This is a genomic window from Xanthomonas indica (genome assembly GCF_040529045.1).
GTDB classification, from domain to species: Bacteria; Pseudomonadota; Gammaproteobacteria; order Xanthomonadales; family Xanthomonadaceae; genus Xanthomonas_A; species Xanthomonas_A indica.
On the sequence record NZ_CP131914.1, the window covers coordinates 4,576,923 to 4,596,746 of the forward strand.

The following is a 19,824-nucleotide window of genomic DNA, read 5'->3' on the forward strand; positions in this document are numbered from 1 at the left end:
GTGGTGTCCTCGTGGAAGGTCGGAAAGCGCCGGACGCCTCGTGCCGGCGCGGGAAGCGGTTGGGTCAGGCGGCCAGTTCCTTCACCGCCTGCACCATGCGGTTGAGCACCGCGGCGGCGTCGCCGTAGACCATGTCGCAGTTGTCGCCGTAGAACAGCAGGTTCTCCACGCCGGCGTAGCCCTTGCCCTGGCCGCGCTTGATCACGTAGACCTGATGCGCCTGGTCGGCGTTGAGGATCGGCATGCCGTAGATCGGCGAGGCCTTGTCGGTGCGCGCCGCCGGGTTGACCACGTCGTTGGCGCCGATCACCAGCGCCACGTCGGTGCTGGCGAAGCTGTCGTTGATGTCCTCCATGTCGTAGATCAGGTCGTACGGCACGCCGGCTTCGGCCAGCAGCACGTTCATGTGCCCGGGCATGCGCCCGGCGACCGGATGGATGGCGAACTTCACGTCGACGCCGGCGGCCTGCAGCAGCTTCACCAGTTCGTACAGCCGCCCTTGCGCCTGCGCCACGGCCAGGCCGTAACCCGGCACGATGATCACGCTGGAGGCGTAGCGCATCGACGTCGCCGCATCGCCCGGCTCGACCGCGGTCATGCGGCCCTGCACGTCGCCCTGCACTACCGCGGCGCCGTCGCCGAAATTGCTGAACAACACGTTGCCCAGCGAGCGGTTCATCGCCTTGGCCATCAGCACGGTCAGCAAGGTGCCGGCCGAGCCGACCACCATACCGGCGATCATCAGCGCCGGGTTCTGCAGGGCGAAGCCTTCCAGGCCCACCGCCAGGCCGGTGAAGGCGTTGTACAGCGAGATCACCACCGGCATGTCGGCGCCGCCGATCGGCAGCGTCATCAGCACGCCGAAGCCCAGCGCGGCAACGAAGAACGCTGGCGCCGCCCAGGCGCCGCCCGTACCGGTGACCACCAGTGTGCCGAGCACCAGCGCGACCAGGAACACCGCAGCATTGAACGCGCTCTGCCCCTTGAACCGCCACGCGGTGTTGATGCGGCCATCGAGCTTGGCCCAGGCGATCACCGACCCGGACAGCGAGATCGCGCCGATCAGCGCGCCGAGCACGGTCACCGCCAGGTGCAGGCCCCCCTGCTGCGGCTGCCGCGCGGTCAGCGCGACCCCGGCCACCGCCGCGGCTGCGCCGCCGCCCATGCCGTTGTACAGCGCCACCATCTGCGGCATCGCGGTCACCGCGACACGGCGGCCGCTGCGCCAGGCCCAGGCACCGCCCAGCAGCAACGCCAGCAGCGCCAGGGCCAGGTTGGTCAGCGCATGCGGACGCGCCGCGGGCTGCAGGTCGGCGAGATAGCCGAAGGCGGCGGCCACCGCCACCAGCATGCCGATCCCCGCCAGGACGATGCCGCGCAGCGCGGTCACCGGCGAGGACATGCGCTTGAGGCCGAGGATGAACAACAAGGCCGCGGCGAATCCGCTCAGTTCCACCAGGAGCGAGAGCATGGCGCTACTCCTTCGCGGCCGGCGCGGCGCTGGGCTTGAACATCGCCAGCATGCGGTCGGTGACCACGTAGCCGCCGGCGGCATTGCCGGCGCCCAGCAACACACCGACGAAACCGACCGCCTGGCCGGCGACGGTATCGGCATTGAACAGCGCGTGCATCGCACCGACCACGACGATGCCGTGGACGAAGTTGGAACCGGACATCAGCGGCGTGTGCAGGATCGACGGCACCTTGCCGATCACTTCGTAGCCGGTGAACGCGGCCAGCATGAACACGTACAACGCGATCAGCCAGCTCATCGACAGATCGAGGGACATGACTCAGGACTCCTTGGTGGGAACGGGCGCGGCGGCCGGCACCGGTGGGTGGCAGAGGCGGCCGTCATGGGTGAGCGCGGTGCCGGCGACCACCGCATCGTCGAAGTCCGGCGCCAGTGCGCCGTCGCGCACCAGCAGGTCGAGCAGCCCCAGCAGGTTCTTGGCGTACAGCTCGCTGGCGTGCTGGGCCAACGCCGAAGGAACGTTGCGGGGGGCGACGAGGGTGACCGGTCCGACGTCCACGGTCTGCCCCGGCACGCTGCCTTCGCAGTTGCCGCCGCTGTCGGCGGCGAGATCCACGATCACCGCGCCGGGCTTCATGCCGGCGATCTGCTCGCGGTCGATCAGGATCGGCGCGGTGCGCCCGGGCACATTGGCGGTGGTGATGATCAGATCGGCCTGCTGGATGTGCTGGGTCAGCACCGATGCGGCCTTGGCCCGCTCCTCGGCGCTGAGTTCGCGCGCATAGCCGCCCTCGCCGCGCGCGTCGATGCCGGTGTCGACGAAGCGCGCGCCGACCGACTGCGCCTGCTCGCGGGTCTCCGGACGCACGTCGTAGCCTTCGGTGATCGCGCCAAGCCGGTGCGCGGTGGCCAGCGCCTGCAGGCCGGCCACGCCCAGGCCCATCACCAGCACGCGCGCGGCGCGCAGCGAACCGACCGCGGTGGTCATCATCGGCAGGATGCGCGGCAGATGCACGGCGCCGAGCAGCGGCGCGTAATAGCCGGCCAACGCGGCCTGGCTGGACAGCACATCCAGCGCCTGCGCGCGGCTGATGCGCGGCACGGTCTCCATCGCGAAGGCGGTGATGCGGCGTTCGCACAGCAGCTCCAGCAGGCCGGGCAGCTTGGCCGGGTACAGCATCGCGATCAGCATGCTGCCCGGGCGCAGCGCCGCCACCGTGCGCAGCGATGGCGCCTGCACGGCCAGCAGCAGGTCCGCACCGGCCACCACCTCTTGCGCATCGTCGAGCACGGTGGCGCCGGCATAGGCAGCATCCGGCAATCGCGAACCGCTGCCGGCACCGGCCTGCAGGCGCAGCTGTGCGCCCAGCCTGGCCAGCTTCGGCAGCACCGCGGGCACCATCGCCACGCGGCGCTCCTCGGCCTGTTCTTCCCTCAGGACTGCAACAGTGAACGCCATGATCGCGGCTCGCTTGGAGGACGCGTGCACTGTGCGCGCCGGCCGACGCGCGGGCATTGATCCGGATCAAGCGCGCTGCCGCATCACGCGCATAAAGAACGCGCGCGCTGAGCGCAGCAGGGCGGCGGAACGCTGCGGTGTGACAGGACGCTGGCATCACGTGCGAACGATTGCAGTGCGTGGCGGCGCACGCCATCAAAGCCGCAAGACGCAGACACCAACCGCTCCCGCCACGCGGGCGCGCGCCGAGTGGCCGCCGGCGTTGCGCGTGCGGGCTACAGGGCCGGGAACACCGGCGCGCTGCTGCAGGCAGGGACCGACCCGGCGAGCGTGGTCGCATAGGTCGAGGCCGCGCTGCTGTCCTCGCTCAAGTGCAGGTCGGACTGGTCCACGCCGATGCGTGCGTTGCTGGCATGCAGGGCGGTGACGTCGGCGGCCACGTGCGCCAGCACCAGGTCCAGCGGCGTCGCGGCGCTGTAGCCCTGCACCGTGCTGCCCTTGCCCGCCGGCGTGTCCTGCGCGCGCAGGCCATCGACCACGATGCCGGTGAAGCTGGGCACGCTGCCGCTGCGGCTGCCGCCGCGGTCGTGGCCGTACAGCGGCGTGATCACCAGCGGCCTGGCCACGCCGAACAGGCAGGTGTTGCGGTAGAGCACGTCGCGCACCGGACCGCCCTTGGCCAGGCCGGTCTTGATGCGCAGGCCGTTGTTGTCGGTGGCGACGATGCCGTCGGCGTCGTGGCCGACCACGCTGTTGCCGTCCACCAGCACGTTGCCGACGCCGTACATCACCTCGCTGCCGATGGAGATGCCGTGGGTGCCGTAGAAGCGCGAGTCGCGCACGGTGATGTCGGCCGAGCGCGCCGCGCTGGTCTTGATCGCGACGCCATCGTCGCCGGCCATCACGTCGTTGTCGGCCAGGGTCGCGTTGCGCACGCTGTCCAGATCCAGGCCGTCGGTATTGGGGCTGTTGGCTGGCGCCCTGACCCGCACGCCCCACACGGTGACCCCGTCGCCGCCGTGCACGAACAGGTGGAAGTACGGCGCGTCGATCAGGTTGAGGTGGTAGAGCTGCAGATCGGCGACGTCCTGGGCGCGGATCAGGTCGGGGGCGTTCTGGGTCAGGCCGGCGGCCTTGGCGCTGCGCGCGAACTGCCACCAGCTGTCGCTGCCGCCGAGCATCGGCAGGTCGCCGCGGCCGTCGATGCTGCCCTGATGGCCGGCGGCATCGCGCACGCCCATCACGCCCAGGGCGCGCCCCTGCAGGGTGATCAGCGCGCGGCAGCTGCCGCTGCGCGTCGCCGCCTGGCCGCAGGCGCTGCGGCCGGGCACCTGGTAGTCGGCGGGCTGGCGCGAGGCGAACAGGGTCACGCCGCTGTCGATCGCCAGCGTGGTGTTGCTGCGCATCGTCAACGGCCCGCTGAGGAAGGCCGTGCCGCGGCCGGCGCGCAGCAGCACCATGCCGTGCGCGCCATCGGCGCAGCGGTCGAGCGCGGCCTGGATGCGCGCGGTGTCCGGCGGGTTGCGTTCCTGCGCGTCGGCGAAGCGGCGTTGCTGCGCCTGCAACGTAGCGTCGAGCGTGGTGCACAGCGACGGCAGCTGCGGTTCGACGACACGGCGGGAATCGCCGGTCGCCGCGCTACTGCCGAACGCAGCGGCGGCGAGCAGGCCGCCGAGCAGCAGCGCCGCGCGCATGGGTGAGGTCATTGCCGGAGTGCGCCCTGCGCTGGCTGCGGCGTGGCCGAGGGCGACGCCGCGGCCGGCGCGGGGTGCGGCGGCGTTCGCAATTCGGCGATGGGCTGCGCGCCGGCGGACAGCTGCTGCCAACGGTCGTCGACGATCGTCGCCAGCCCGGCCGGGTGTTGGTCGAAATGGTGACCGCCGTGCAACACCACCACCTCCGCGCCGCGCGCGCGCAGTTGCGGGCAGAGCGTATCGGTTTCCTTGTCGCCGTACACGCACAGCAATTGCGCCGGGGCGATGCGCGCCAGCTCCGGCAGCACCGGCAGCGCGTCGTCGGCGTCGCCGAGATTGAACCAGCCGCGCACGCGGATCTGGAAATCGGCCTTGTGCTCCAGGCCCAGCAATGCGACCAGGCCGACCTGCTCGCGCTGCGCCGGCGGCAGCCGGTTGACCATGAACGGCAGCGTGGTGGCGCCGAAGGAATAGCCGACCAGCAGGATCTTCTGCGGCCGCCAGCGCTGCTGGTAATAGGCGATGACCCGGCTCAGGTCGGCGCTGGCCCGCGCCGGCGGCTTGGCCCGCCAGAAGTAGCGCAGGCTGTCCCAGCCGACCACGGCGATGCCGCGGCGCTGCAAGGCCTCGGCCATGCCCTTGTCGATGTCGCGCCAGCCGCCGTCGCCGGACAGCACGATGGCCAGCGGCGCGCCCGGGATGGTCGACGGCAGTTCGGTCAGCGGCAGGTCGTCCAGCGCGCCGCCGCGGCCGCGCGCATGCAGGTGCGCGGCGACCCGTGCCGCCAGCGCAGCCTCCACGCCGCCGTCGGCCGGCGCCGCCACGGTGTCGACGAAGCCCTGCGCCGGGGTGGCGGCGGCAGTGCCGGCGCAGACCTCTGTCGGCGCCGGCGCCACGCCGATGGCGCCGCCCAGGGTCGCGGTGGGCGCGGCCCCGACGATGCGCTCAGCCAGCGTGGCGGCAGTCCCGGTGCCGGCCAGCACCGGCAGGTAGTAGTTGTCGCCGTGCAACTGCCGCTGCAGCCGCCGGCTCAACTGCTCGGCATCGTGCCAGGCCTTGTCGCACCCGTGGCCGCCACGGCGCAGGTGCTTGAGATAGCGCTGGCCGTCGACCACCGCGACCAGCGCGCCGCTGGCGGCGATGCGCTGCGCAGCGTCCTGCCGCTGCGCCGGGCTGCCGCTGGCCAGCAGGATCACCAGGCCCTGCGGCGCGCCCTGCGGATGCACCAGGGTGGCGCGGCCGTAGCCGCGGGCGTGCAGCGCCCCCGGCGGAAAGTAATAGCGCAGCAGCGCGTAGCCGCTCAGGCCCAGCACCACGCTCGTCAACAGCAACACGCGCAGGAATTTCATCGACACGCATCCATCTCGGCCAGCGCCGAGCATCGGGACAACCACGGGAACGGCGAGGGAGCGGCGGACGACGCGGACGGACGGGCCAGGGCCCGGATCGGCGGATGCGCTGCGTGGGGTGCCTCGGCGATGTGGGCTGGGATGGATGCGCGGGGTCGCACCTGCCTGCCCGGAAGTTCCTGCACGCGTGTGGGCCGGGGGGAGCGGCGCGCGTCACGTGGCATCGGCGCGCATTGTGCGCAAGCGCGACACGCGCCGCAATCATGCGGCAACCTGTCTCGCGGGCGCGGTTAAGCCAGCGCGCGCCGGCCGCCGTACCGCTGGCTCAGTATCCGTGCACCGGACGATGCGCCTTCACCGCCATCACCAGGCCCAGCCCGGCCAGCAGCGACACCGCCGAGGTGCCGCCGTAGCTCATCAGCGGCATCGGCACGCCGACCACCGGCAGCAGCCCGGAGATCATGCCGCCGTTGACCAGCACGTAGACGAAGAAGGCCAGGCCGGTGGCGCCGGCCAGCAGCCGCGAGAAGGTGTCGCGTGCCTGCGAGGCGATCCACAGGCAGCGCCCGATGACGATCAGGTACAGGGTCAGCACCGTGGCCACGCCGATCCAGCCGAACTCCTCGCTGAGCACGGAGAAGGCGAAGTCGGTGGTCTGCTCGGGAATGAAGTTCAGGTGCGACTGCGAGCCCAGGCCCCAGCCCTTGCCGTGCAGGCCGCCGGAGCCGATCGCGATCTTGGACTGGATGATGTTCCAGCCGGCGCCGAGCGCATCGTTCTCCGGATTGAGGAACATCATGATGCGGTCCTTCTGGTAGGGCCGCAGCAGCCACAGCCAGGCCACCGGCGCGGCGGCGGCGACGCCGCCGACGGCGATGCCCACCCACCACCACGGCAGGCCGGCCAGCAGCAGCACGAAGCCGCCGCTGGCGGCGATCAGCACGCCGGTGCCGAAGTCCGGCTGCAGCATGATCAAGGCGGTGGGAATGCCGATGATGACCGCGCTGACCAGCACCGTGGGGATGCGCGGCGGCAGCGGCATGCGGTGCAGGTACCAGGCGACCATCATCGGCATGCTGATCTTCAGCAACTCGGCCGGCTGCAGGTAGAACACCTTCAGGTCCAGCCACTGCCGCCCGTACTTGCCGGTGCCGAGCACGAACACCGCCAGCAGCGGCAGCATCGACAGCGCGTAGATCAGCGGGGTCCAGGCGCGCAGGCGCAGCGCCGACACCCGCGACAGGCTCCACATCGCCGCCGCGCCGATCGCGAAACGCGCGCCCTGCGCCATCACCAGGTGCATGCCGCCGGCGCTCTTGAGCACCGCCAGCCCCATCGCCATCAGCGCGCCCAGCGCCAGGCACAGCGGCCAGTCCAGGGTCCGGGTGAAGCGGCCGCCGATCTCGACCAGCCAGCGCAGGAAATCCTTCATCGCTCGTCCGGAATCTCGTCGGGGATCGGTGGCGGCGCGGACGGCAGCGGCACCGCCGCGGCATCCACCTCGGCCTGGCCGATCAGCACAGGGCGTTCGCCGGCGGCCAGCGCCACCGCATCGGCGGCGGCGCGCGAGCCCGGATCCTCGGCGTAGTACAGGTGGCTGCCGAACGCGGTGGCGCCGCGCAGGCTGTCCAGCGGCTCGACCCCGGGCGGCAGCCGGCCGAGCAACCAGGCATCGAAGATCTTGCGCGCGATCGGCGCGGCGGTGCTGGCGCCGTAGCCGCCGCCCTCCACCGCGATCGCCAGGGCGATGGTCGGCCGCTCGGCCGGCGCGAAGCCCTCGAACAGCGAACGGTGGCGCAGGTGCATCGGCAGGCTGCGCGGATCGACCGCGGCGATGCCCTTGCGGCTGACCACCTGCGCGGTGCCGGTCTTGCCGGCCATCTGGTACGGCGCGCCGACGGTGATGGAATAGCCGCTGCCGCCCGGGCGCATGGTGTCCATCATGCCTTCGCGCACCGCCTGCAGATTGCTGGGGTTGTCGCTGATCGGCTTGCTCGTGCCCGGCTGCACCGGCGCCCACGGCTGGTCGAAGGCCTGGCGCGTGGCCATCACCAGGTGCGGCGTGCGCAACTGCCCATCGGCGATGCCGGCGACCCCGCGCACCAGTTGCAGCGGCGTCACCTTCCAGTCGCCCTGGCCGATGGCGATGTTGACCGTGTCGCCGGGGTACCAGGCCTCCTTGCGGCTCTTGGCCTTGTACGCCGGCGACGGCACGATGCCGCCGGTCTCGCCGACCAGGTCGATGCCGGTGGGCACGCCGAAGCCGTAGCGGGTCATGTACTGGTCGACCTTGGTGATGCCCATGTCGATGGCCAGCTTGTAGTAGTAGGTGTTCACCGATTGCGCGATGGACTTGCGCAGGTCGGTCCAGCCATGGCCGCCGCGGTGCGAGTCGCCCCAGCCGCGACTGACCCCGGGCAGGTAGAACATGCCGGTGGAGAGGATCTTGTCCTCCGGGCGGCGGGTGCCGCTGTCCAGGCCGGCCAGGCCCATGAACGGCTTGATGGTGGAGCCAGGCGCCACGCCACCCAGCACCAGGCGGTTGAACTGCGGCCGCGACGGGTCGCTGTTGAGCGCCTGGAAATCGGCGTGGGAGATGCCGTTGACGAACAGGTTGGGGTCGTAGGACGGCAGGCTGACCATGGCCAGGATCTCGCCGGTGCGCGGATCGATGGCGATGGCCGAGCCCTGGTAGTCGCCGAACGCGGCGACCATGGCGCGCTGCAGGTCGGCGTCGATGGACAGGCGCAGGTCGGCGCCGGACTGCGCCGGTACCCGGCCGACGGTGCGGATCGCGCGGCCCTGCACGTTGGTCTCGACCTGCTCGTAGCCGACCTTGCCGCGCAGTTCCTCCTCGTAATAGCGCTCCAGCCCGGACTTGCCGATGTGGGTCAGCGCGGCGTTGCCCTCGCCCAGCGCCTCCAGGTCCTTCTCGTCGATGCGGCCGACATAGCCGATGACGTGCGCGAACAGGTCGCCGTAGGGGTAGTGCCGGGTCAGGTAGGGCTCCAGCTCCACGCCCGGGAAGCGCCAGCGGTCCACCGCGAAGCGCGCCCGCTCCTCCTCGCTGACGCGCAGCTTCAGGGTGATCGGGCGGAAGCTGCGGCTGGCCTTGCGCGCGGCCTGGAAGCGCTCGATGTCTTCCGGCGACAGCGCGATGACCTTGCCCAGCTCGGCCAGCAGCGCGTCCATGTCGGCGACCTTGTCCGGGGTCACGTCGAGCCGGAACGCGGGGACGTTCTCGGCCAGCAGGCGGCCGTTGCGGTCGTAGATCATGCCGCGCCCGGGCACCACCGGCCGCGGCTTGATGCGGTTGGCATCGGAGCGGGTGGCGTAGACGTCGTGGTCCAGCACCTGCAGCTTGAAGTACCAGCCGCCCAGGCCCAGCAACGCCACCAGCACGCCAAGAAAGCCCAGCGCCGCGCGCCGCCGGAACTGCTCGGCCTCGGCGTGCGGGTTCTTCTGCGCGCGGCGCGGATGCAGGGCCATGCTACTTGCTCCGCCGGCCCAGCCGCAGCGCGTCCAGCAGCACGAACAGCGGCGGCCACAGCGCCATGCCCAGCAGCGGCGCCCACCAGTAGTTCCACGGCAGCGTCGGCTCGCCGACCGCCAGGTGCACCGCCGCGGCGACGATGCGGTCGTTGACCAGCAGGCCGCCGATCGCCAGCGCCTGCTGCGACATCGGGAAGAAGCGGATGCGCGCGCGGAAGCGCTGCAGGATGAAGCTCAGGATCACCAGCCGCAGCGCCTGCTCGCCCAGCACCCCGCCGTACAGCAGATCGGCCAGCACCCCGACCGCGAAGGCGAAGCCCAGCCCGACCTTGTCCGGCGTCTCGATCACCCAGTACGCCACCACCAGCGCCAGCCAGTACGGCCGCAGCGGCTGCACCACCAGCGGCAACGGCATCAACCCCAGCAACAGCGCCACGATCACGCTGACCGGGAGCACCCAGCCCTTGCTGCGCAGGCGGCTCATTGTTGCGTCTCCTGCGGAGACGCCGGGATTGGGGATTGGGGATTGGGGATTGGGGAAGGCGCTGGCGGCTTGGGGGCTGCGGACGCGGCCGCGGGCCGTGCACGCGGCTGGTCGCCGGTGCCCTGCGAAGGCGTCGCCTGCTGAGAGGGGGACACCGGCTGCGTGGTCGCCGCCGGCATTCCATGTCCGTCGCCGACGCCAGTAGCGCCGCTTTTCACCAATCCCGACTCCCGAATCCCCAATCCCGTTGCCGCGGCCGAAGGCCGCAGCAACAACACATCCCGCCCCCGGTCCAGCTTCGCCGCCGGCTTCAGTTCGCCGACCAGGAAGGCGTGGGTGTCGTCCGGGCGCAGGGCGGAGATGGTGCCGACCGGGAAGCCGGCCGGGAAGCGGCCGCCCAGGCCGGAGGTGACGATCTCGTCGCCCACCTCGACCCCGGCGCTGAGCGGGATGTCGCGCAGCTCCAGGCTGCCGCCGCGGCCGTAGACGATCAGGCGCACGCCGTTGCGCGCCACCGTCACCGGCACCGCGTGGTCGGGGTCGGTCAACAGCAGCACGGTGGAGTGCAGCGGGGTCACCGCGATCACCTGGCCCATCAGGCCGCCGGCGTCGATCACCGCCTGGCCGACGTGCACGCCGTCACGACTGCCGGCGTCGAGCACCAGCCGCTGCCGGGTCGGGTCCAGGTCGATGTCCAGGATCGGCGCCAGCTGCACGTCCAGGCCGCGGCGCTCGGCCACGCCCAGCAGTTCGCGCAGCTGCGCGTTGTCCAGCGCCGCGGTCTGCAGCCGGGTCAGGCGCGCCTTGGCGATCAGCAGCTCGTTGCGCAACGCGCGGTTTTCCTTGACCAACTGCGCGTGACTGGCCGCGTTCTCCTGCACCTGGGTGCCCAGCCGCCCGGGCAGGCCGGCCAGCGCCCAGATCGGCTGCACCAGCACCGTGGCCTGGCTGCGCAGGCGGGCCAGCCAGTCGGCCTGCGCGTCGAGCACGATCAGCACCAGCGCCAGCGCCAGGTAGACCAGCAGGCGCGGCGTGCTGGCGGATTCGCCGGGGCGGGCGGTGACGGGAGGACCGGCGTAAGGAGGCACGGTTAGAGCCGGGAATGGGGAATCGGGAGTGGAGAATCGGAACGCAATGGCGCGCTCCCGGCGCGATCGGGCCGGGGCGCAGGCAGGCGAGTGGAGACGGCGCCGGCAGGGCAGCGTCGGAGGGGCCATTCTATTCCCCATTCCCCACTGCCCATTCCCGGCCTCACATTCACTCCGGTGCGAAGAACTCGTTGCCGTGCATGTCCACCAGCTCCAGCGCACGGCCGCCGCCGCGGGCCACGCAGGTCAGCGGATCGTCGGCGACCTGCACGTGCAGGCCGGTTTCCTCGGAGATCAGCCGGTCCAGGTCGCGCAGCAGCGCGCCGCCGCCGGTCAGCACGATGCCGCGCTCGGCGACGTCGGCGCACAGTTCCGGCGGGGTCTGCTCCAGCGCCAGCTTGACCGCCGAGACGATGCCCGACAGCGGCTCGTGCAGCGCTTCCAGCACTTCGTTGGAGTTGATCTTGATCATCTTCGGCACGCCCTCGGCGAGGTTGCGGCCGGAGATCTCCATCTCCTGCACCACCGCCTGCGGGTAGGCGCAGCCGATCTCCAGCTTGATCCGCTCGGCCGTGGCCTCGCCGATCAGCATGCCGTGGTTGCGGCGCACGTAGTTGGTGATCGACTCGTCGAAGCGGTCGCCGCCGATGCGCACCGACTGCGAATAGACGATGCCGTTCAGCGAAATGACCGCCACCTCGGTGGTGCCGCCGCCGATGTCGATGACCATCGAGCCGCGCGCCTCGGTCACCGGCATGCCGGCGCCGATCGCCGCGGCCATCGGTTCCTCGATCAGGTACACGTCGCGGGCGCCGGCCTCCTCGGCCGATTCCTTGATCGCGCGGCGCTCCACCTGGGTGGAGCCGGCCGGCACGCACACCAGCACGCGCGGGCTGGGGCGCAGGAAGCGCGACTTGTGCACCTTCTTGATGAAATGCTTCAGCATCGCCTCGGTGTAGGTGAAGTCGGCGATGACGCCGTCCTTCATCGGGCGGATGGTGGTGATGTGGCCCGGCGTGCGGCCGAGCATCTGCTTGGCCTCCGCGCCCACCGCGGCCACCGAGCGGGTGCCGCCGATCGCCCGGTCCTGGCGCACCGCCACCACCGACGGTTCGTTCAGCACGATGCCCTGGCCACGCACGTAGATGAGGGTGTTGGCCGTGCCCAGATCGATGGACAGGTCGTTGGAGAACATGCCGCGGAGTTTCTTGAACATCGGGGGATTGGGTCCTGGGGCGCGCGCCGTCGCCAGAATGGCGAAAAAATGGGCAGAAAACGAAGTCCGCTAGCCTAGCAATCCGCCTGGGTGCGGGCAAGGAAAATTCTCGCTAAAACCGAGCGTTGCGCGGCATTGCCGGGACCGCCACGGATCGTGGTTCTGGCCCTGCCGGGCCGCAGCCGTTACCCTTTGCGCCGCGGCGACCCCGCCCCTCGCCCGCCTGAATGCGGGCTCATCCCTCCGCCAAGGCCTGCCCGATGTCTGCACTGATCTGTGGTTCTCTCGCTTACGACACCATCATGGTGTTCCCGGACCAGTTCAAGAACCACATCCTGCCGGACAAGGTGCACATCCTGAACGTGTCGTTCCTGGTGCCGCGGATGCGCCGCGAATTCGGCGGCTGCGCCGGCAACATCGCCTACAACCTGCACCTGCTGGGCGGCCACCCGATCCCGATGGGCACCGTGGGCCAGGACTTCGGCCCGTACCGCGAGCATTTCCAGGCGCTGGGCATCGACCTGTCGCGGGTCAAGGTGATCGAGGAACTGTTCACCCCGCAGGCGTTCATCACCACCGACCACGACAACAACCAGATCACCGCCTTCCACCCAGGGGCGATGATGCGCAGCTACGAGAACCACGTGAAGGACGTGCCGGGCGTGACCCTGGGCCTGGTCGGCCCGGACGGGCGCGAGGGCATGATCCAGAACGCCGAGGAGTTCAGCGCCGGCGGCGTGCCGTTCATCTTCGACCCCGGCCAGGCCATGCCGCTGTTCAACGGCCCGGAGCTGCGCCAGTTCATCGAGCAGGCCGACTACGTGGTGGTCAACGACTACGAGTCCAACCTGCTGCAGGAGCGCACCGGCTGGGACGAGAAGGACATCGTCTCGCGCGTGCAGGCCTACATCACCACCCAGGGCCCGAAGGGCGCGCTGGTGCACACCCCCGAGAAGACCTACGACATCCCGCCGGCGCACGAGCGCCGCGTGGTCGACCCCACCGGCTGCGGCGACGCCTTCCGCGCCGGCCTGATCTTCGGCATCCAGCGCGGCTGCGACTGGCTGACCATCGGCCGCATGGGCAACCTGATGGGCGCCCTGAAGGTCGAGCACCCCGGCACCCAGAACCAGCGCTTCGACTTCGACGAGTTCAACGACCAGTTCAAGCAGCAATTCGGCTACGCGTTGTAAGGCTGGGATGATCAGCCATTCGGCTGCTGAAAAGCCGGGAGTCGGGATTGGGGAGTCGCAAAAGCAGGAAGCCGGCGCCTTGAAGCCACGAAGAACCGCGCGATCGCGCGGTTTTTTCATTTTGGCCGCAGCGCGAACGGTATCCACACCAGCCAAGCCGCTCTTGCCATTCCCCAATCCCGACTCCCAAATCCCCGCTTTTGCTGCACTGCGGTTTGAGCCCGGCATCCGATTGTGCGTCACTGGCGGCCTGATCCGGGGTCGGATCGAGGGGCGCCACGTGTCGGAGTTGACTGTAGCCAACCTCCCGCAGGCCGCGGCCTCGGCGCCATCGGCCGCCGAGGCCGAGTCCGCCTTGCTGGCGCGGATGCGCCGGTTCCGCCAGATCGATCCGTTGCCGCCTGCCCTGGCGCGCTCCTGGCGGCGCTGCCTCGACGACTACGGCCTGGACCCGGACACCCATCCCTCACCGATGGTCCACGACAACGGCCAGCTGCGCGAGCGCCAGCAGCGGCTGGAGGCGCTGCTGCGCATCGCCAAGGTGGAGATGGAGAATCTCTACGAGCAGATCGCCGGCGGCAGCTACGCGGTGGTGTTCGCCGATACCGAGGCCACCGTGCTGCACAGCGTGCAGGATCCGGCGCTGCTGCGGGCGTTCCGCGAGACCGGGCTGTTTTGCGGCGCCAGCTGGGCCGAACGCTACCAGGGCACCAACGGCATCGGCACCTGCGCGGTGGAGTGCAGCGCGCTGAGCGTGCACCGGGGCGAGCATTACCTGGAACGGCACCTGCCGCTATCGTGCAGCGGCGCGCCGATCCTGGATCCGCAAGGCCACCTGCTGGCGGTGCTGGATGCCTCCACGCCCGACGCGCGCGACACCAAGCTGGTGCAATGCCATACCGGCGCGCTGGTGCGCATGTCGGCGGCGCAGATCGCCCGCGCCTACTTCCTGGAGCAGTACCGGCATGCGTGGATCCTGCGCTTCCACAGCCGCCCGGAGTTCGCCGGGCTGCTGCACGAGGCGCTGATCGCGGTCGGCGGCGATGGCCGCGTGCTCGCGGTCAACGAGGCGACGCTGGAACAGCTGGGCAAGCCGGATCGCACCGCACTGGTCGGGCGCGACATCGCCCAGGTGATGCAGCTGGATTTCGATACGCTGGAGCAGCGCGCGCGCAACGATGCCAGCACCCTGTGGTCGATCCGCTGCGCCTGCCACGGCCGCCGCTTCTTCGCCCTGGCGCAGCCGCCGCGCGCGCGCATCGCTGCCGGCCGAACGCGCGCCGCCGGCGAGGATGGCCAGGCTGCACGGGCCAACGACCATGTCGGCTCCGATCCGCGCGTGCTGCACAACCTGGACAATGCGCTGAAGCTGGCCAAGCACCGCGTGTCGATCCTGCTGTGCGGCGCCACCGGCACCGGCAAGGAAGAATTCGCCAAGGCGGTGCACCGCAGCTCGCCCTGGGCCGACCGGCCGTTCGTGGCGGTGAACTGCGCGGCGATTCCCGAAGCGCTGATCGAGAGCGAACTGTTCGGCTACGCGCGCGGCGCCTTCACCGATGCCGCGCGCGAAGGACGCCACGGCAAGCTGCTGCAGGCCAGCGGTGGCACCTTGTTCCTGGACGAGATCGGCGACATGCCACTGCCCTTGCAGACGCGCCTGCTGCGCGTGCTGGAGGAACAGAGCGTGACGCCGCTGGGCAGCGACCGCGCGATGCCGCTGGAATTGCACGTGATCAGCGCCAGCCACCGCGACCTGGCGCAGATGGTCGGCACCGGCGGCTTCCGCGAGGATTTGTACTACCGGCTCAACGGCGTGGTGCTACACCTGCCGCCGCTGCGCGAGCGTAGCGACAAGGCCGAACTGATCCGCACCCTGTTGCGCGAGGAGAGCGGCGAGCAACCGGTGCGCATCAGCGAGGACGCCCTGCACAAGCTGCTCAGCTATGCCTGGCCCGGCAACCTGCGGCAGCTGCGCAACGTGCTGCGCACCGCCGCCGTGCTGTGCGCCGACGGTGTCATCCGCATCCCCAACCTGCCGCAGGAGATCGTCGACGCCGACAGCGGGCCGTGCCTGCTCGGCGACGATGCGCACGCCGCCGACGGCGTACCCGGCCGCGTCGCCCTGGACAGCGCCGAGCGCAGCGTGCTGCAACAGCAACTCGAGCGCCACCGCTGGAACGTCAGCCGCACCGCCGATGCGCTGGGCATCAGCCGCAATACCCTGTATCGCAAGCTGCGCAAGCATGGGTTGGCGACGGTGTGAGCCGCGGCGGTGTCGCGCCCTTGCGGGTCTTGCTGCTCGTCGCGAATGCAGGCTCGCCTGTCGCGACTTGCCATTCGGTAGCGGCGTGAGTGCCGCCGGTATTCGCATCCCGACCGCTGAGGCGGCTGGAAGATGCCTGAGTTCGATGTCGCGACGGAAGTCGCTCCCACAACAGCCGGCGCGTCGGTGAGACCGCACAACCTGCGGCGGAAGCTTGAGTCCCGGCTGTGTCGAAGCCAGAAGCTTTTCGGCCTCGCGGTCGCGGCTGAAGCCGCTCCTACGACAACGGCAGGCAAGCCGATTGGGCGTCACACCCTGTGGGAGGGACGCCAGTCCCGACTGCTGCCGAAGCCGAATGTTCCACGGCTGCTAGGTCGCGGCTGAAGCCGCTCCTACAGAAGCGCTGCGCCGGAGACGAAGCGCGACCCGATAGGAGCGGCTTCAGCCGCGACCGCCGCCGGAGCCGACCAGCTCCCGGCCGGTGGACACGGCGGATGGTGGGAAGCCGATGAGCACCACGCAGCGCCCCGCCACACACCGCGCCCGCTAGAAACGCCAGCGCAGGCCGACCTGGTACTGCCGCGGCGCGCCAGGCGCGACGAAACGCGAGGGGCCGTCCTCCACCGCAGCGTCCTGCGGACGCGCCAGGGCACCGCCCGGGAACAGGTCCTCGGCGATCGCCGCATAGGTCTCGTAGCGGCGGTCGAACACGTTGTTGATCCGCAGGTACAGCGACAGCCCGTCGGCAAGTTCCCAGGTGCCGTGCAGGTCGAGCAAGGCGTAGCCGCCGGTGGACAGGTCGTGGCGCGCGGGCGCCTCGCCGTCCTCCGGATCCTCCACCAGGCCGTCCTCGTTGCCGCTGGCCACGCGCCGCGACACCGCGCGCAGGTCCGCGCCCAGCACCAGCTGCGCCAGCGCCTGCCATTCCACGCCCAGCTTCAGCGTGTTGCGCGGCAGCCCGGCGATGCGCGTGCCCGGGCGCAGCGCCACGCTGCGTTCGCCCGAGAGCAGTTCGCCGACGCTGCGGTAGGTGGCATCCAGGTAGCTGTAGCCGGCGAACCAGCGCAGCGCGCCGTGGCTGCCGCGGTAGCTGAGGTCGGCGCCCTGGTAGCGGGTGCGGCCGACGTTGTCGAAATAGCCTTGCTGGGTATTGGGCGCGCGCAGGAACAGGATGTCGTCGCGGTTGTCGGCGCGGTACAACGAGGCGTTCAGCGCCTGCGCCGGCGACGGGTTCCAGCGCAGGCCGAGTTCGTAGGTGCGCGAGACGATCTGCTCCAGCCGCGGATCGGCCTGCAGCCCGGTCGGCAACCGGCACGGCTGCTCCGGGTCGGCGCAGCCGAGTTCGATCGCGGTCGGCGCGCGGCTGTTCTGCGAGGCCGAGGCGAACGCGGTGACGCCGCCGCCCAGGCGCTGGGTGATGCCCAGCGACGGATTGGCCTTGGCGAACACGAAGCGCTCGCGCGGCAACACGCCGTCGTCGCCGGTGGACAGGGTGTTGGCGACGGCGACGCGGTTCCAGCGCAGCGCGCCGCTGACATGGGTGGCCTCGCTCAACTCCCAGTTATCGGCGGCGAACAGGCCCAGGGTGCTGCTGTGGCCGTCGACCCCGGAGAAGAACGCCCGGCCCTCGTCCGGATCGGCGACCACCGAGCGGTCATCCTGCACGAACGCGTCCTGCGCGTACTGCCGGTAGCGCACGCGGTTGCGGTCGTAGGTGGCGCCGATGCTCAGCGCATGCGCGCCGGCCTGGCGGCTGAGATTCAGCGCCACGCCCTCGGCATGCTGGCGCATCTGCGTGGTGTTGAGCACGCCGCTGTGCAGCGCGTCGGCATCGGCGCGCGCGACCGTGCAACCCGCCTCCAGCGGCGTGCCATCGGCAGCGTAGCCGTCGGCGCAGTCGTCGACGAAGTCCTCGTAGTCGTCGTTGATGTCGCCATTGACGGTGTCGCGGCGCCCCTGCCGGTAGTACGCCAGCACATGGAGCGCGGTGCGTTCGTCGAAGCGGTGGTCGAACTGACCGGTCAGCAAGGTGTTGCGGTTGCGGGTCAGGTCCGGCGAGGTGTAGACCGCGGCACGGTCGGCCTCGTACAGACCGGGCTCGGTACCCGCGTCGGTATAGCGAAAGCTCGGCAGCAGGCCGTTGCCGACCAGGCGGCTGCGCCCGTGCAGCAGCGACACGTCCCAATCGGTGCGCTCGCCCTGCCGCCCGAACTTGCCAAACACGGTGCCCAGACGGCCGGCGGAGGCGTCGCGCCAGCCGTTCTCGTCGAAGCCGGTGGCCGCGACGAAGGCATGCAGGCCGTCAGGGCCGGCGTAACCGTAGGACGCATCCAGGCGCTTGCGCGCGCCGCTGCCCACCGACAGGTCGGCGCGCAGGCCCGGCGCGGTCAGGCCGGACTGGGTGGTGAAGGCCAGCGCGCCGCCCAATGTGTTGGGACCGAACAACGGGTTGGAGCCCGGCATCAGCGCGACGCTGCGGATCGCCGCCTCCGGCATCATGTCCCAGCTGACGATGTCGGCGAACGGCTCGTTCATGCGCACGCCGTCCAGGTACACCGACACGCCCTGCGAGGCGCCGGGCAGCGCCGAGGCGCGGAAGCCGCGGAAGGTCAGATCGGTCTGGAACGGACTGCCCTGCACCTCGTTGGTGTCCACGCCGTTCATCTCGCGCAGCAGGAAGTCGGTGAGGTTGCCGGCCTGGCTGCGCGCGATGTCGTCGGCATTGGCGGTCTGCACGGTGTACGGCAGCAGGTCGGCATCGATCAGTGTGCCGGGAATCGGCGTGGCGGTGACCTCGACCCGGTCCAGCGCGGTGATCTGCGCATCGTCGGCGTTGACCGTGGTCTGCGCGCGCGCCGGTACGGCGAGCAGGCCGATGGCGGTGGCGACGGCCAGCGCAAGCAGGCTCGCCGGCGGGGTGCTGCATCCTGGAGTCAGAGTCATGCCGGTTCCTTGAGGCTCAGTAGAGAACGATCGATTTGATGCCACGACCCGCGCGCAGCGTCTCGAAGCCGCGATTGATGTGGTCCAGCGGCAGGGTTTCGCTGATGAGTTCGTCGATGCGGATCTCGCCGGCCAGGTAGCGCTCGGCATAGGCCGGCAATTCGCTGCGCCCCTTGACCCCGCCGAACGCGCTGCCGCGCCAGGCGCGCCCGGTGACCAGTTGCAGCGGCCGCGTGCTGATCTCCTGCGCGCTCGGCGCCACGCCGAGGATGATGCTTTCGCCCCAGCCCTTGTGGCAGCACTCCAACGCCGCGCGCATCGCACGCACGTCGCCGACGCAGGCGAAGCTGTGGTCGGCACCGCCATCGGTGAGATCGACGATGACCTGCTGCACCGGCGCGCCGAAATCCTTCGGGTCCAGGCAGTCGGTGGCGCCCAGCGCGCGCGCCAGCGGGAACTTGTCGCGGTTGATGTCGACCACGATGATGCGTTCGGCGCGCGCCATCACCGCGCCCTGCACCACCGACAGGCCGATCCCGCCCAGCCCGAACACCGCCACATTCTCGCCCGGCCGCACCCGCGCGGTGTTGAGCACCGCGCCGATGCCGGTGGTGACCGTGCAGCCGAGCAGGCAGGCCTTGTCCAGCGGCGCGGACGGATGGATCCTGGCCACCGCGATCTCCGGCAGCACCGTGTATTCGGCGAAGGTGCTGGTGCCCATGTAGTGCAGCAGCGGGCGCCCGTGCAGCGAGAAGCGGCTGCTGCCGTCGGGCATCAGCCCACGGTCCTGGCTGCTGCGGATCGCCTGGCACAGGTTGGTGCGGTTGGAACGGCAGTACTTGCACACGCCGCACTCGGGCATGTAAAGCGGGATCACGTGATCGCCGGGGCGCACGCTGGTCACGCCGATGCCGACCTCTTCGACCACGCCGGCGCCTTCCTGGCCCAGGATCACCGGGAATGCCGCCTCGGCATCGGCGCCGGACAAGGCGATCTCGTCGCTGTGGCAGATGCCGCTGGCGACCATCCGCACCAGCACCTCGCCGGCCTTGGGCGGCTGCAGATCCACCTCCTCGATGGCCAGCGGCTGGTTCGCCGCCCAGGCGACCGCGGCTCGCGTCTTCATTCCGGCTCTCCCCGCCTCCCGTCGCGGCACCCACCGGCGCCGC

14 protein-coding genes are annotated in these 19,824 nt (G+C 70.6%); 2 read left to right on the top strand and 12 right to left on the bottom strand.

The features are described from left to right. Window positions 1–64 precede the first annotated feature (64 nt). From Q7W82_RS19605 to Q7W82_RS19650, 10 genes are all read right to left on the bottom strand, one after another. On the bottom strand, window positions 65–1,471 hold the full coding sequence (locus tag Q7W82_RS19605) for an NAD(P)(+) transhydrogenase (Re/Si-specific) subunit beta (protein ID WP_242160874.1): 1,407 nt from the start codon (window positions 1,469–1,471) through the stop codon (window positions 65–67). Between the two features lie 4 nt (window positions 1,472–1,475). After that, entirely contained in the window at window positions 1,476–1,790 is a 315-nt protein-coding gene (locus Q7W82_RS19610) for an NAD(P) transhydrogenase subunit alpha (protein ID WP_242160873.1), read from the bottom strand. Window positions 1,791–1,793: 3 nt separating this feature from the next. Continuing rightward, a complete protein-coding gene (locus Q7W82_RS19615) occupies window positions 1,794–2,882 on the bottom strand; it encodes an NAD(P) transhydrogenase subunit alpha (RefSeq protein WP_242160872.1) in 1,089 nt (362 codons plus the stop codon). 326 nt (window positions 2,883–3,208) lie between these two features. Next, complete coding sequence (locus Q7W82_RS19620; RefSeq protein WP_242160871.1) at window positions 3,209–4,639, bottom strand: glycosyl hydrolase family 28 protein; 1,431 nt, start codon at window positions 4,637–4,639, stop codon at window positions 3,209–3,211. Further along, on the bottom strand, window positions 4,636–5,976 hold the full coding sequence (locus tag Q7W82_RS19625) for an AcvB/VirJ family lysyl-phosphatidylglycerol hydrolase (protein ID WP_242160870.1): 1,341 nt from the start codon (window positions 5,974–5,976) through the stop codon (window positions 4,636–4,638). Before Q7W82_RS19625 ends, Q7W82_RS19620 begins: the two co-directional genes overlap by 4 nt. 325 nt (window positions 5,977–6,301) lie before the next feature. Then, window positions 6,302–7,408 carry a rod shape-determining protein RodA gene (gene rodA, locus Q7W82_RS19630; RefSeq protein ID WP_160945449.1) on the bottom strand — a complete coding sequence of 369 codons (1,107 nt, stop codon included), beginning with the start codon at window positions 7,406–7,408 and terminating at the stop codon, window positions 6,302–6,304. Next, window positions 7,405–9,465: a penicillin-binding protein 2 gene (gene mrdA / locus Q7W82_RS19635; protein WP_242081991.1), complete on the bottom strand. Its 2,061-nt coding sequence runs from the start codon at window positions 9,463–9,465 to the stop codon at window positions 7,405–7,407. Before mrdA ends, rodA begins: the two co-directional genes overlap by 4 nt. A gap of 1 nt (window position 9,466) precedes the next feature. Then, on the bottom strand, window positions 9,467–9,952 hold the full coding sequence (gene mreD / locus Q7W82_RS19640; protein ID WP_010343694.1) for a rod shape-determining protein MreD: 486 nt from the start codon (window positions 9,950–9,952) through the stop codon (window positions 9,467–9,469). Beyond that, window positions 9,949–11,040: a rod shape-determining protein MreC gene (gene mreC, locus Q7W82_RS19645; RefSeq protein ID WP_242160869.1), complete on the bottom strand. Its 1,092-nt coding sequence runs from the start codon at window positions 11,038–11,040 to the stop codon at window positions 9,949–9,951. Before mreC ends, mreD begins: the two co-directional genes overlap by 4 nt. 169 nt (window positions 11,041–11,209) lie before the next feature. After that, window positions 11,210–12,256 carry a rod shape-determining protein gene (locus Q7W82_RS19650; RefSeq protein ID WP_010343692.1) on the bottom strand — a complete coding sequence of 349 codons (1,047 nt, stop codon included), beginning with the start codon at window positions 12,254–12,256 and terminating at the stop codon, window positions 11,210–11,212. A gap of 260 nt (window positions 12,257–12,516) precedes the next feature. On the opposite strand from Q7W82_RS19650, the gene Q7W82_RS19655 reads away from it, so the two are divergent. After that, window positions 12,517–13,449, top strand: a complete 933-nt coding sequence (locus tag Q7W82_RS19655) for a carbohydrate kinase family protein (protein ID WP_010343691.1) — start codon at window positions 12,517–12,519, stop codon at window positions 13,447–13,449. A gap of 280 nt (window positions 13,450–13,729) precedes the next feature. Then, window positions 13,730–15,712, top strand: a complete 1,983-nt coding sequence (locus tag Q7W82_RS19660; RefSeq protein WP_242160868.1) for a sigma-54-dependent Fis family transcriptional regulator — start codon at window positions 13,730–13,732, stop codon at window positions 15,710–15,712. A gap of 546 nt (window positions 15,713–16,258) precedes the next feature. Here Q7W82_RS19660 and Q7W82_RS19665 read toward each other — a convergent pair. Further along, the gene (locus Q7W82_RS19665) at window positions 16,259–18,655 is read right to left on the bottom strand and encodes a TonB-dependent receptor (RefSeq protein WP_242160867.1); all 2,397 of its coding nucleotides are present in this window, start codon (window positions 18,653–18,655) and stop codon (window positions 16,259–16,261) included. A gap of 16 nt (window positions 18,656–18,671) precedes the next feature. Continuing rightward, entirely contained in the window at window positions 18,672–19,781 is a 1,110-nt protein-coding gene (locus Q7W82_RS19670) for an S-(hydroxymethyl)glutathione dehydrogenase/class III alcohol dehydrogenase (RefSeq protein ID WP_242160866.1), read from the bottom strand. Between the last annotated feature and the right edge of the window lie 43 nt (window positions 19,782–19,824).